The sequence below is a fragment of the Streptomyces agglomeratus genome, assembly GCF_001746415.1.
GTDB classification, from domain to species: Bacteria; Actinomycetota; Actinomycetes; order Streptomycetales; family Streptomycetaceae; genus Streptomyces; species Streptomyces agglomeratus.
In genome coordinates, this window is the sequence record NZ_MEHJ01000001.1 from 4,648,228 (window position 1) to 4,661,211 (window position 12,984).

Below are 12,984 nucleotides of genomic sequence, written 5' to 3' on the forward strand. Positions count from 1 at the left end.
CCGAAACGGTTTCGTTTCGCTGTGTCGGGGCGTAGCGTTGAGGTGTACGAAACGGTTTCGTTCGGCAGGAGGTGATCGGTATGGCGCGTACGCGGCTCACGCCCGAGCGCGAGAGCGAGTTGTACGAGGCTGTCCTCGATCTCCTGCGCGAAGTCGGGTACGACGGTCTGACCATGGACGCCGTGGCCACCCGTACGCGGTCCAGCAAGGCCACCCTCTACCGCCAGTGGGGGAGCAAGCCCGAGCTGGTCGCCAGGGCGCTTCGGCACAGCAAGCCCGTGTGCATCACCGATATCGACACGGGCACGCTGCGGGGCGACTTCCATGCCCTGGTGGACCGGAGCGACGACTGCCAGATGGAGAAGGACTCCGCGCTGATGCGGGGGCTCGCTCAGGCAGTGCACAAGAATCCCGATCTCCATCAGGCGCTCAGAGAACTGCTGATCGCTCCTGAACTCACCGGGCTGGACGGCATGCTGCGGCGCGCCGTCGACCGGGCGGAGATCCCCGCCGAGACGGCCGCCCTGCGGTACGTCCCGCACATGCTGGTCGGCGCCTTCGTCGCCCAGGAACTCATCGAGGGCCGGTCGCCCGACCGGGCCTTCCTCTCCGACTACATCGATGCCGTGGTGCTGCCCGCGCTGGGTGCCGCCTGATGGTCCCGGTGTAGCCACCACAGCGGCGCCGTGAATCTCCCCGCCCGGCGTCCGTCCCCGTAGAAACGCTCCACCTGACGCGCAACCGCTCTCGTCGTCGGGCTGGTCACCCCTGCCCTGTTCGTACCAACGACCTGACCGGGAGTACGCCCTCGTGGCCACTTTCCTCTACAAAATGGGCCGGTTCGCCTTCCGCCGCCGCCCCTTCGTCGCCCTCGCGTGGATAGCACTGCTGGTGCTCGCCGGTGTCGGCGCCGCCTCCGCGTCCACCGCCACGTCCAGTTCCTTCTCCATACCGGGGACGGAGGCCCAGCGGGCCTTCGATCTGCTCGAAGAGCGCTTCCCCGGCGCCGCCGCGGACGGTGCCACCGCCCGCGTGGTGTTCAAGGCTCCCGAAGGGGAGCGGATGACCGACGCCGGCCACCGCGAAGAGGTGGAGAAGGTGGTCGAGGGGCTCAAGTCCGGCGCCGGGGCCGATCAGATCGCCTCGGTCGTCGATCCGTACGCCGGCAAGGCCGTGAGCCGTGACGGTACGACGGCCTACACCCAGGTCTCGTACAAGGTCAGCGGCATGGAGCTGACCGAGGAGGCCCGGGAAGCGCTGATCGAAGCCGGCGACGAGGCACGGGACGCCGGTCTGACCGTCGAGATCGGCGGAGACGCGCTTCAGGCCGTGCCCGAGACCGGGTCGGGCGAGATCATCGGAGTCGCCGTCGCGGCGATCGTGCTGGTCATCACGTTCGGGTCGCTCGTCGCCGCCGGGCTGCCGCTGCTCACCGCGATCATCGGGGTGGGGATCGGTGTCTCCACCATCGCCGCGCTGGCCAATGTTCTCGACCTCGGCTCCACCACCTCGACGCTCGCGATGATGATCGGGCTCGCGGTCGGAATCGACTACGCGCTGTTCATCGTGTCCCGCTACCGCGCCGAGCTGGCCGAGGGGCGCGAGCCCGAGGACGCCGCCGGACGGGCCGTCGGGACTGCCGGGTCCGCCGTCGTGTTCGCCGGGCTGACCGTCGTGATCGCGCTCGTCGGGCTCGCCGTCGTCAACATTCCGATGCTGACGAAGATGGGCTTCGCCGCCGCCGGCACCGTCGTCATCGCCGTTCTCATCGCGCTCACGCTGGTTCCCGCGCTGCTCGGCTTCGCGGGCAAGAAGGTCTTCGGCCGCAAGGCCCGCAAGCGGCAGGCTGTCGCGGGTGACGCCGCTGCGAAGCCCAACATGGGTACGCGCTGGGCGCGGTTCGTGCTCCGCCGGCCGGTCGCCGTTCTGCTCACCGCCGTGGTCGGGCTCGGTGTCGTCGCCGTACCCGCCGCCTCGCTGGAGATGGGACTGCCCGACGACGGTTCGCAGCCGGTCAGTACGACGCAGCGCAAGGCGTACGACCTCCTCTCGGACGGCTTCGGGCCCGGCTTCAACGGGCCCCTGATGGTGGTCGTCGATGTCAAGGGAGCCGACAGGCCCCAGGCCGCGGTGGACCGGGTCACCGAGGTCGTGAAGGGCATGGACGGCGTCGCCGCCACGGTGCCGGGGCCGCTGAACAAGGCCGGCGACACGTCGGTCGTCACGGTCGTGCCCAAGGACCGGCCGAGTTCCGAGGGGACCGAAGAGCTGGTCCGGTCGATCCGGGACGCCGGTCCCGGCATCGCGTCCGACACCGGCGCCAAGGTGCTGGTCACCGGCGCCACGGCCATGAACATCGACTTCTCGCAGAAGATGAACGACGCGCTGCTCCCGTATCTCGCGCTCGTCGTCGGTCTCGCGTTCCTGCTCCTGATGCTGGTGTTCCGCTCGGTCCTCGTCCCGCTCAAGGCGGCGCTCGGGTTCCTGCTGTCCGTGGTGGCGGCGCTCGGCGCCGTGGTCGCGGTCTTCCAGTGGGGCTGGCTGGCGGGCCTGTTCGGTGTGGAGCAGACCGGTCCCGTCATGTCGATGATGCCGATCTTCATGGTGGGTGTCGTCTTCGGTCTCGCCATGGACTACGAGGTCTTCCTCGTCACCCGCATGCGTGAGGCGTACGTCCACGGGGAGCGGCCGGGGCAGGCGATCGTCACCGGCTTCCAGCACGGCGCCCGTGTCGTCACCGCCGCGGCAGTGATCATGATCGCCGTCTTCGCCGGGTTCATCGGGTCGAGCGAGTCGATGGTCAAGATGATCGGCTTCGGGCTCGCGATCGCCGTCTTCTTCGACGCCTTCGTCGTACGGATGGCCATCGTGCCCGCCGTGCTGGCGCTGCTCGGCAACAGGGCCTGGTGGCTGCCGCGCCGGCTGGACAAGGTGCTGCCCAATGTGGACGTCGAGGGCGAGCAGCTGCGCAAGGCGCTCGGCGACGACGTCGCCGAGGACGAGCGGGAGCTCGTGCGCGCCTAGGAACGACAAGCTCCGGGGCCGCTCCCGAGCGGAGGGCGGCCCCGGTCGCGCACCGGCTCGTGGGGACGGGACCCGGTGCGACGGTGAGGTCCCCCTGGCCTTCGGGCCAGGGGGACCTCACCGTTTTTCAGCGGGCGACCTCGGGGGTCACGGGTTCCTCGGCGGCGTGCGTACGGCGCAGGAAGCGCAGGAGCGGCGCCCGGTCGAACTGGATCACGGCCATGCCCTGGTCCGAGCGCAGCTCCATCACCGCCTGCACCCTGCCGCACGGCCACACCCGTACATCGCCGCTCTCGGTTTCGGCCGGACGGGTCATGCCCGCTTCGAGGAGGGCGCGGGTGAAGACCCATTCGTTCTCGGCGCCGTCGGGCGAGACGTCCGGCGGGAAGACCAGGCGGACGGCGCCCGGGTCCCGGGCCGGGTCGTAGCGAAGGGCGACGGGGACGGCGTGGCGCTGGGGTCCGTCCGTGACGAGGCAGGCCCGTGCGTGGTCCTCAATGGGGGGGTGCATCGGGCGGCTCCTCAGGTTCGGGGGGCGTATGTCCTCTAATGTCCCATATTTTGGGGCGCGCGCTCCGCTTTATTTGTGACCCGTGCGCTCTTGCGACCTCTTTGCAAGAGGGCACTATCATCGAACGGTTCATCACCCGCAGGAAGCGGAGCCTCCCCATGCATGTCCCCGACGGATTCATCAACACACCTGTCTCGGCTGTGACAGGTGCCATTGCGGTGGGCGCCGTCGCCGTCAGCCTGCGCGGAGCACGCCGTGAACTGGACGAGCGGACCGCCCCGCTCGGCGGACTCGTGGCCGCGTTCATCTTCGCCGTACAGATGCTCAACTTCCCCGTGGCGGCCGGCACCAGCGGGCACCTGCTCGGGGGTGCGCTCGCGGCGATACTCGTCGGCCCGTTCACGGGTGTGCTGTGCATCTCGGTCGTGCTGCTGATGCAGGGCATCCTGTTCGCCGACGGCGGGCTCACCGCGCTTGGCGTCAACATCACCGTGATGGGCGTGGTGACGGTCGTCGTCGCGTACGCGCTCTTCCGCGGGCTCGTGCTGGTCCTCCCGCGCGGCCGCCGCTCGTCGGTCACCGCCTCCGCGTTCGTCGCCGCCCTGGTGTCCGTGCCCGCCGCCGCCGCGGCCTTCACGCTGCTCTACGCCGTCGGGGGCACGACGGACGTACCGCTCGGCAAGGTGATGACCGCCATGGTCGGCGTACACGTCCTCATCGGCATCGGTGAGGCCGCGATCACCGCGCTGACCGTCGGCGCCGTCATCGCCGTACGCCCCGACCTGGTGCACGGCGCGCGCGGGCTCGCCGCGCCGCTCAAGCTGCTGGTGGACGGGCGGCTGGTGGACGCGGCCCCCGCCCAGGCCCCCGCTCCCGTCGCCGCCCGCTCCACCCGCACGGTGTGGGGCGCCGGGCTGGCCTCCGCGATCGTCCTCGCCGGATTCGTCTCCTTCTACGCCTCCGCCAGCCCCGACGGGCTGGAGAAGGTCGCCGCCGACCAGGGCATCGACAAGAAGGCCGAGGAGCACGCGGCCGCCGACTCCCCGCTCGCCGACTACGGCGTCAGCGGCATCACCGACGGCCGTCTCTCCGGCGGTCTCGCGGGTGTCGTCGGTGTCGGCGCGACCGTCGCCGTCGGCAGCGGCGTCTTCTGGACGGTGCGGCGCAGGCGCGGGCAGCAGCCGCCGGTGGTCGCCGTCACACCGGCGCGCACCGGGGAAAAGGAAACTGCCTGACATGGGCGCGGGCCACGCGCACAAGCTCTACCGGCACGGGCACAGCGCGGTGCACGCGCTGCCGCCGCACTGCAAGCTTGTCGCCGTCTTCTGCTTCGTCCTCGTCGTCGTCTCCACGCCGCGCGAGGCGATGTGGGCCTTCGCCCTGTACGCCGCGCTGCTCGGCGGGGTCGCGTACGCCGCGCGCGTGCCGGCCGGGTACCTGCTCAAGCGGCTGCTGATCGAGGTGCCCTTCGTGGCGTTCGCCGTACTGATGCCCTTCGTCGCCCAGGGGGAGCGGGTGGAGGTGCTCGGCATGTCGCTGAGCGTCTCGGGCCTGTGGGGCGCCTGGAACGTCCTCGCCAAGGGCACACTCGGCGTCGCCGCCTCGGTGCTGCTCGCGTCGACGACCGAGCTGCGGTCGCTGCTGCTGGGCCTCCAGCGGCTCAGGCTGCCGCCGATGCTCGTGCAGATCGCCTCGTTCATGATCCGGTACGGCGATGTGATCACCGACGAGATGCGCCGGATGTCGATCGCCCGGCGCTCACGCGGATTCGAGGCGCGGGGCGTGCGGCACTGGGGAGTCCTGGGCAAGACGGCGGGTGCGCTCTTCATCCGCTCGTACGAGAGAGGCGAGCGCGTGCATCTGGCCATGGTCAGCAGGGGGTACACCGGCACCATGCCGGTGATCGACGAGGTGACCGCGACGCGGGCGCAGTGGTCGTACGCGGCGGCGCTCCCGGTGTCCGCGCTGGCGGTCTGTCTGCTGGGATGGACGCTATGACGATGTCTCTTGAGGTCAGCGGCCTCGCGTACGCTTACCCCGACGGCCACCAGGCGCTCTTCGGCGTCGACCTGAACGTCGCGCGCGGCGAGCGGGTCGCGCTGCTCGGACCCAACGGCGCGGGCAAGACCACACTCGTACTGCATCTCAACGGCATCCTCACGGCCGGCGCGGGTTCCGTGACGGTGGCCGGACTGCCGGTCGGCAGGCAGCACCTCGCCGAGATCCGGCGCCGGGTCGGCATCGTCTTCCAGGACCCCGACGACCAGCTCTTCATGCCGACGGTCCGCGAGGACGTGGCCTTCGGGCCGGCGGCCGCGGGGATGCGCGGCGCGGAGCTGGAGGCGTGCGTGACGGCGGCGCTGGAGCGGGTGGGCATGGCGGAGTACGCCGGCCGGCCGCCGCACCACCTGTCCTTCGGACAGCGCCGCCGGGTGGCCGTCGCGACCGTACTGGCGATGGAGCCGGAGATCCTGGTCCTGGACGAGCCCTCGTCCAACCTGGACCCGGCCTCGCGGCGCGAACTCGCGGACATCCTGCGGTCGTTGGACGTGACGGTGCTGATGGTCACGCACGATCTGCCGTACGCGCTGGAGCTGTGCCCGCGTTCGGTGATTCTCAGCGGCGGCGTGATCGTGGCCGACGGACGGACGCAGGACCTGCTGTCGGACGACGCGGTGATGCGGGAACACCGGCTGGAGCTGCCGTTCGGGTTCGACCCGGGGTCGGTACGGGTGCGGGCGTAACCCCCGGCGACCCGGTCCCGGTTCACCCGCCGCCCAGCCGCACCCCCACGCCGTACCGCCCGGCGGGGCCGTTGCACCATGGAGGGATGAGCGCGAGCGCAGCAGTGGATGCACAGGGCACGGTGGCCGCCGGATTCGAACCGGTCAAGGACGCGTTCGTACGCAACTTCGGGCAACGCGGCGAGCGCGGCGCCGCCGTGGCCGTCTACCGCCACGGCCACAAGGTCGTCGACCTCTGGGCCGGCACCCGCGACGTCGACGGCACGGAGCCGTGGGCCGTCGACACCGCGCAGGTCGTGCGGTCCGCGACGAAGGGCGTCGCCGCCGCGGTGCCGCTGCTTCTCCACCAGCGCGGTCAGATCGACCTGGACGCCCCCGTGGCCACGTACTGGCCCGAGTTCAAGGCCAACGGCAAGGAGCGCGTGCTCGTACGGCACCTGCTGTCGCACCGGGCCGGCGTACCGGCGCTCGACCGGCCGCTGACACCCGCCGAGGCGATCGACGGCGTCAGCGGCCCGCGCGCCGTCGCCGCCCAGGAGCCCGCCTGGGAGCCCGGCACCGACCACGGCTACCACGCGCAGACGTACAGCTGGCTGATCGGCGAGCTGGTGAAGCGCGTGACGGGGCGGACCGTCGGCCGCTGGATCGCCGAGGAGATAGCCCGGCCGCTGGGGCTCGACTTCTGGGTCGGGCTGCCGGCGGACGAGGCGCACCGCGTCGGCCGCGTCGGGCCCGTCGAGGCGCCGCCGCCGGGCGGCGGGACCCTGCGGCTGCGGCCCAAGCGGAGCGTCAGCGAGGCGTACGCCGATCCCGCCTCGCTCACCCGGCGCGCCTTCGGCGCGATCGACCCGCTCGCGGACGAGAACGACCCGGCGTACCGCGCGGCCGAACTCCCCGCGTCCGGCGGGATCTCCACCGCGCGGGCGCTCGCCCGGTGTTACGCCGCGATGATCGGCGAGGTCGACGGGCACCGCCTGTTCGCCCCCGCCACCCTGACCCTCGCGCGCACCGAGGAGTCCGCCGGTCCGGACCGGGTGCTGGTCGTGGGGACCCGCTTCGGGCTCGGCTTCATGCTGCACGGCTCCGGCGCGCCCCTGCTCGCGCCCGGCTCGTTCGGACACCCGGGGCGCGGCGGCTCGCTCGGGTTCGCGGACCCGGAGTCGGGGATCGCCTTCGGGTACGTGACCAACGGGCTCCAGAAGGGAGTCACCGCCGATCCGCGCGCACAGGCACTGGTCGCGGCGGTGCGGTCGGCTGCATGATCGGCTGATGCAGACAACACTTCCGGCACGTTTCGAGGGGTACGGCGTCCTGGTCACCGGTGCCGGACGCGGCATCGGCGCGGCGATCGCGCGGCAGTTCTCGGACGAGGGGGCGCGGGTCCTCGTCACCGACGTGGACGCCGCGCGGGCGGAGAAGACGGCGGGGGAGATCGCCGGCGCGCGGGCGTTCCACTGCGACGTGGCGGACCGGGCGTCGGTGGAGGCGGCGGTCGCGTACGCGGTACGGGAGTTCGGGGCGCTCGACGTACTCGTCAACAACGCATACTCCTGCGCGCCCGACGCGGAGTTCTTCGAGGACGAGGACGAGACGGTGTGGCAGCGCGACCTCGACGTCACGCTGACCGGCGCGTACCGGTGCGCGCGGGCGGCGCTGCCGCATCTGGCCGCTTCGGGGCGGGGCGCGATCGTCGACATCGGGTCGGTCAACGGTGAACAGGACTTCGGCAACCACGCGTACAGCGCGGCCAAGGCGGGCCTCGCGAGCCTGACGCGGACGCTGGCGGGGCACGCGGCGCGGCGCGGCGTGCGGGTCAATCTGGTCGCGCCGGGGACAGTGCGCACGGACGTGTGGGCGGAGAAGGGCGACGCCCTGGAGCGCGCGGCGGCGCACTACCCGCTGGGGCGCGTGGGCGAGCCGGAGGACATCGCGGCGGCGGTCGCGTTCCTGGCGTCGCGGGACGCCGGGTGGATCACGGGAGTGACGCTGCCGGTGGACGGCGGGCTGCTGATCGGCAACCTGGCGTTGCGGGAAGCGCTGGGCGGGCCGTGAGGCGGCGGCGGGGTCGTGCAGCGGCTCCGCCGCACGCGTCCCGCCCGTACCCGCACGTCGCAGTGGCCGTACGGCCGCGCGAGGCGTTTCGCGCGGCCCTCAGCCGGCCCTCAGCCGGCGCGCAGCACCGCCGCCACCAGCGGGCCCGCCGCGTCGCCGCCGTGGCCACCGGACTCGACGGACGCCGCCGCGGCCACGTCGTCGCTGAACCCGGCGAACCAGCTGTTGGACTTGCCCTGCCCGTCGACCTCCGCCGAGCCGGTCTTCGCGCCCTTGTCGCCGCCGACCGGGGCCATCGCCTCGGTTCCCGTGCCCCAGGGCTGCGTCGCCGTCTGCCGCATCATGGCGACGAGCTGGCTGTGTACGGAGGGAGACATGGCGCGGGCCGCCCTGGCCAGCTCCCGGCCGTCGAGCGACTGCGGCACGATGACCGGCTGCCTGAACACGCCCGCCTTGGCGGTGGCGGTGACCGACGCCATGTTCAGGGCGTTCATCTGGACCGTGCCCTGTCCGATGTACTGCGCCGCCGCCTCGCCGCCGGAGGCTTCCGGGATCGAACCGTCGGCCGTGATGATGCCGGTCCGCCAGTCGAGGCCGAGACCGAAGACCTCACGGGCCGCCCTGGGCAGCGCCGCGTCGTCCTTCGTCTCGTCGATCAGCTTGATGAAGGCGGTGTTGCAGGAGCGGGCGAAACTGGTGGAGAACGTGCCGTCCGGAATCTCGAAATCGTCCAGGTTCTTGAAGGTACGGCCCTGGTACATCGCGGTCTTCGGGCACTCGACCTTCCGGTCGGCGCCGGTCAGGCCCTTCTCCATCAGCATCGCGGCCGTCACGATCTTCAGTGTGGAGCCCGGCGCCTGTTTGCCGAGGACCGCCGCGTTGTAGCCGTCCGCACGGTTGTTGGCGATCGCCAGGATCTCGCCCGTGCTCGGTTTCACCGCCGCGACCGACGCCTCGCTGTGCCGCTTCACCGCCCTCTCGGCCGCCGCCTGCACGTCCGCGTCCAGCGTGGTCGGCAGCTTGCCCGGCTTGCCCCCGGCGAGGGTGAGCAGCGTGCGCGGGGCAACGCTGTCGTCGCTGCCGCTCTCGATCGCCAGCTCGACGCCCGGCGTCCCGCCCGCCTTCTCGCCGTACTTCTCACGCAGGGCGTCCAGAACGGGCCCGAGCGACGGGAACCTGCCCGGCGTCAGCTCGGTGCCGTCGCGGTCGACCGCCTTGATGGCCGGCGCCGACGACTCGCCCGTCCGCAGCACCTCGCCTTCCTTGAGGTCCGGATGCAGGACGGACGCCTTCCAGCCGACCAGCGCCTTGCCCGAGGTGAGCCCGCGCACGACGGTCAGCTCCGAGTCGTACGAGAAGGGCTTGCGCAGGCCCTTGTACGTGACCGTCGCCTCGGCGGTGAACGGCACCTTCGCCCCCACCGCCGCGCCGGGCGTCAGCTTCACCTCGCTGATGTGCGCCGCGTCGCGGTAGGCGAACAGCGCGGGCTGTGCGGCGGCGGCGTGATCGGTGAGATCGGCCGCCGCACGCGCGTCACCTCTGCCCCAGGCGGCGAGGAAGTCCTTCGTGGTCCGCGCGACCTCGTCCGCGCTCGGCGGTCCGGTCTTCTTCGGTGCCGACAGGGTCCTGCTGTCGGCACCGCCGGTCTCCTCGCCCAGCACGGAGTACGCCCCGTATCCCACTCCTCCGGCGGCGACCAGGAACACTCCGCCGACTATGGCGGCCTTCGCTCCGCTGCGCATGGTGTGCAGTCCCCTCCCCAGGAGTCCCTCTTGAACTGAACATGTTCAAGAAGTGCCGTACCGCACTGTACGGGACAGTAGTGACACCGGAGCCGACTGTTACCGGACCGGGACGGTCTCGGCCCGGCCGGGCGTCCCTACACCCACGTGTCGAACCAGATGCGGTCGCGCCATTCGTCTATCGGGAGCGTCTGGCCCGTGTAGATGGGCCAGAAGTAGATGAAGTTCCAGACGATCAGCAGAACGAGCAATCCCGCGCCGACCGCCCCCGCCACGCGCCGTCGTTCGTGGGCGTCCGGTGGGCCCAGCATCGCGCCGATCATCATCGCCACCGCCAGGCACAGGAACGGCACGAACACCACGGCGTAGAAGAGGAAGATCGTCCGCTCCTGGTAGAAGAACCAGGGCAGCCAGCCCGCCACGATCCCGCACGCGATCGCCCCCGCCCGCCAGTCCCGCCGGAACGCCCAGCGCCACAGCACGTACAGGACCGCGAAGCACGCCGCCCACCACAGCAGCGGGGTGCCGAGCGCCAGGACCTCCTGGGCGCAGTCGCTCGTCTCCTTCGCCGGACAGCCCTCCTGGCCGGGCTTCGGCGACTCGTAGAAGTACGAGACGGGGCGGCCCTGGACGATCCAGCTCCACGGGTTCGACTCGTAGGTGTGACCCGACGTCAGGTTGACGTGGAAGCTGTAGACCTCGCTCTCGTAGTGCCAGAAGCTCCGCACGACGGCCGGGACCCAGGTCATGTCGAACTGCGGCAGCGGCACATCGCCCAGGAGCGGCAGGGAGACGTGATCCGGCGACAGGCCCTTCCGCCCGTCGGCCCAGTTCCGGTAATAGCCGTCCTTGCCGGCGAACCAGCCCGTCCACGACACGAGATACGTCGCCACGGCGACCGGCACCGTCGAGACGAACGCCGGCAGGACGTCCCGCTTCAGCACCGTCAGGAAGGGCCGCACGGCGCCCGCCGTCCGGCGCGCGCCCACGTCCCACAACACCGTCAGCAGACCGAACGCCGCCAGGATGTACAGGCCGTTCCACTTCGTGCCGCAGGCGAGACCCAGGCACACCCCCGCCGCGATCCGCCACGGCCGCCACCCGAGCCGCAGCCGGTCCGCGATCCCGGCGTCCGGGCGCAGTACCCCCTCGTCGTCCGTCCAAAGCGCCGCCGCCAGCCTTCGCCGCGGCCGGTCCCTGTCGATCAGCAGACAGCCGAACGCGCCCAGCACGAAGAACATCAGCACCTGGTCGAGCAGCGCCGTGCGGCTCATCACGAAGTGCAGGCCGTCCACCGCGAGCAGCGCGCCCGCCAGGCACCCCAGGAACGTCGAGCGGAAGAGCCGGCGTCCGATCCGGCACAGCATGAGGACCGACAGCGTGCCGAGTACGCACACCATGAAGCGCCAGCCGAAGGGCGTGAAGCCGAAGAGGTGTTCACCGAGCCCGATGACCCACTTCCCGACCGGCGGATGCACCACATAGCCGGGCTCGACCGGGACCTGGACCGACGACGGGTCGGCGAGGATCGTCTTGTCGACGTCCTTGGGCCACTGGCCCTCGTACCCCTGGTGAACGAGCGCCCAGGCGTCCTTCGCGTAGTACGTCTCGTCGAATATCACCGCCTTCGGGCTGCCCAGATGCCAGAACCGCAGCAGGCCCGCGACCAGCGCGACCAGCAGCGGGCCGCCCCAGGCGGCCCACCGCACCAGATGCCCCGCGAGTACGGGCGGCACCCCGAGCACCCGCCAGACCTGGGTGCCGGGCCGGCTGTACGGCGGCACGAGCCGCTCGCGCAGGCCGATGACGGGCCGGGGTACGTAGCCGAATCGCCGCAGCCGCTGCTGCCACGACGGCGGCCGCTCCCCGGGGGCCCGGCCCTGCTGGGCTTCTGACGCGGTACTGGTCACCGCGCCATCGTAGGGAACACATCTGTGCGCGTCGTGTGCGCGCCCTGCGAGGATGGCTCTTGTGACTGGAACGACTGGAACGACTCGAACGGCTCGAACGGCCGCGGCGCCCGGAACGGCCGGAGCTGCCGGAACGCTCGTGCTCGCGGGGACGCCCATCGGCGACGTGGCCGACGCGCCGCCCCGCCTCGCCGCCGAACTCGCGACGGCCGACGTCGTGGCGGCCGAGGACACCCGCCGCCTGCGCCGCCTGACGCAGGCGCTCGGCGTACAGACGACGGGGCGTGTCGTGTCGTACTTCGAGGGCAACGAGAGCGCCCGTACGCCCGAACTCGTCGAGGCGCTGGAGGACGGCAAGCGGGTGCTGCTCGTCACCGACGCGGGCATGCCGTCCGTCTCCGACCCCGGCTACCGGCTGGTCGCCGCCGCCGTCGAGAAGGACATCAAGGTCACCGCGGTGCCCGGCCCCTCCGCCGTGCTGACCGCCCTCGCCCTGTCCGGCCTGCCCGTCGACCGCTTCTGCTTCGAGGGCTTCCTGCCGCGCAAGGGCGGCGAGCGCCTGAGCAAGCTGCGCGAGGTCGCCGGTGAGCGGCGGACGATGGTGTTCTTCGAGGCGCCGCACCGCCTCGACGACACCCTCGCCGCGATGGCCGAGGTCTTCGGCGACGAGCGCAGGGCCGCCGTGTGCCGCGAGCTGACCAAGACGTACGAGGAAGTGAAGCGCGGCCCGCTGAAGGCGCTCGCCGAATGGGCCGCCGAGGGGGTACGCGGAGAGATCACCGTCGTCGTCGAAGGCGCGTCCGATGCGCCGCGGAATCTGGACCCGGCGGAGCTGGTGCGGCTGGTGCAGGTGCGCGAGGAGGCGGGGGAGCGGCGCAAGGAGGCCATCGCGGCAGTCGCCGCCGAGGCGGGGCTTCCCAAGCGCGAGGTGTTCGACGCCGTCGTCGCGGCAAAGAATGCGGCACGGACAGGCTCAGCGCAGGGCAAAGGACTATCGTGAA

11 protein-coding genes are annotated in these 12,984 nt (G+C 71.6%); 8 read left to right on the forward strand and 3 right to left on the reverse strand.

The window, feature by feature from the left end:
* Nucleotides 1-80 precede the first annotated feature (80 nt).
* Complete coding sequence (locus AS594_RS20265; protein WP_069928380.1) at nt 81-656, forward strand: TetR/AcrR family transcriptional regulator; 576 nt, start codon at nt 81-83, stop codon at nt 654-656.
* Nucleotides 657-810: 154 nt separating this feature from the next.
* Nucleotides 811-3,024 (forward strand): MMPL family transporter, encoded by a 2,214-nt coding sequence (locus AS594_RS20270; protein ID WP_069928381.1) that lies wholly within the window; start codon nt 811-813, stop codon nt 3,022-3,024.
* A 127-nt stretch (nt 3,025-3,151) separates the two neighbouring features.
* Here AS594_RS20270 and AS594_RS20275 read toward each other — a convergent pair whose 3' ends face one another.
* Nucleotides 3,152-3,535 (reverse strand): SsgA family sporulation/cell division regulator, encoded by a 384-nt coding sequence (locus AS594_RS20275; protein ID WP_069932430.1) that lies wholly within the window; start codon nt 3,533-3,535, stop codon nt 3,152-3,154.
* Between the two features lie 158 nt (nt 3,536-3,693).
* Here AS594_RS20275 and AS594_RS20280 point away from each other — a divergent pair, with 158 nt between their 5' ends.
* The 5 genes from AS594_RS20280 to AS594_RS20300 all read left to right on the forward strand — a co-directional run bounded on the left by AS594_RS20280 (nt 3,694) and on the right by AS594_RS20300 (nt 8,331).
* Nucleotides 3,694-4,770, forward strand: a complete 1,077-nt coding sequence (locus AS594_RS20280; RefSeq protein WP_069935185.1) for an energy-coupling factor ABC transporter permease — start codon at nt 3,694-3,696, stop codon at nt 4,768-4,770.
* A 1-nt stretch (nt 4,771) separates the two neighbouring features.
* Nucleotides 4,772-5,533 carry a cobalt ECF transporter T component CbiQ gene (gene cbiQ, locus AS594_RS20285; protein WP_069932429.1) on the forward strand — a complete coding sequence of 254 codons (762 nt, stop codon included), beginning with the start codon at nt 4,772-4,774 and terminating at the stop codon, nt 5,531-5,533.
* Nucleotides 5,530-6,279 (forward strand): energy-coupling factor ABC transporter ATP-binding protein, encoded by a 750-nt coding sequence (locus tag AS594_RS20290; RefSeq protein ID WP_069932428.1) that lies wholly within the window; start codon nt 5,530-5,532, stop codon nt 6,277-6,279. Before cbiQ ends, AS594_RS20290 begins: the two co-directional genes overlap by 4 nt.
* A gap of 104 nt (nt 6,280-6,383) precedes the next feature.
* Nucleotides 6,384-7,541, forward strand: a complete 1,158-nt coding sequence (locus AS594_RS20295) for a serine hydrolase domain-containing protein (RefSeq protein WP_069932427.1) — start codon at nt 6,384-6,386, stop codon at nt 7,539-7,541.
* A 7-nt stretch (nt 7,542-7,548) separates the two neighbouring features.
* The gene (locus tag AS594_RS20300) at nt 7,549-8,331 is read left to right on the forward strand and encodes an SDR family NAD(P)-dependent oxidoreductase (protein ID WP_069935186.1); all 783 of its coding nucleotides are present in this window, start codon (nt 7,549-7,551) and stop codon (nt 8,329-8,331) included.
* Nucleotides 8,332-8,441: 110 nt separating this feature from the next.
* On the opposite strand, the gene AS594_RS20305 is transcribed toward AS594_RS20300, so the two are convergent.
* Nucleotides 8,442-10,073: a penicillin-binding transpeptidase domain-containing protein gene (locus AS594_RS20305; protein WP_069928388.1), complete on the reverse strand. Its 1,632-nt coding sequence runs from the start codon at nt 10,071-10,073 to the stop codon at nt 8,442-8,444.
* Nucleotides 10,074-10,210: 137 nt separating this feature from the next.
* Nucleotides 10,211-11,983: a dolichyl-phosphate-mannose--protein mannosyltransferase gene (locus tag AS594_RS20310; protein WP_069935187.1), complete on the reverse strand. Its 1,773-nt coding sequence runs from the start codon at nt 11,981-11,983 to the stop codon at nt 10,211-10,213.
* Nucleotides 11,984-12,122: 139 nt separating this feature from the next.
* Here AS594_RS20310 and rsmI point away from each other — a divergent pair, with 139 nt between their 5' ends.
* A complete protein-coding gene (gene rsmI / locus AS594_RS20315; protein ID WP_069928390.1) occupies nt 12,123-12,983 on the forward strand; it encodes a 16S rRNA (cytidine(1402)-2'-O)-methyltransferase in 861 nt (286 codons plus the stop codon).
* The last annotated feature ends 1 nt before the right edge of the window (nt 12,984 follow it).

Bases quoted from the DNA above. Each gene is read 5' to 3' on its own strand.
- AS594_RS20265 (WP_069928380.1), top strand. From the start codon at position 81: ATGGCGCGTACGCGGCTCACGCCCGAGCGCGAGAGCGAGTTGTACGAG.
- AS594_RS20275 (WP_069932430.1), bottom strand. From the start codon at position 3,535: ATGCACCCCCCCATTGAGGACCACGCACGGGCCTGCCTCGTCACGGAC.
- AS594_RS20290 (WP_069932428.1), top strand. From the start codon at position 5,530: ATGACGATGTCTCTTGAGGTCAGCGGCCTCGCGTACGCTTACCCCGAC.
- AS594_RS20300 (WP_069935186.1), top strand. From the start codon at position 7,549: ATGCAGACAACACTTCCGGCACGTTTCGAGGGGTACGGCGTCCTGGTC.
- AS594_RS20280 (WP_069935185.1), top strand. From the start codon at position 3,694: ATGCATGTCCCCGACGGATTCATCAACACACCTGTCTCGGCTGTGACA.
- cbiQ (WP_069932429.1), top strand. From the start codon at position 4,772: ATGGGCGCGGGCCACGCGCACAAGCTCTACCGGCACGGGCACAGCGCG.
- AS594_RS20305 (WP_069928388.1), bottom strand. From the start codon at position 10,073: ATGCGCAGCGGAGCGAAGGCCGCCATAGTCGGCGGAGTGTTCCTGGTC.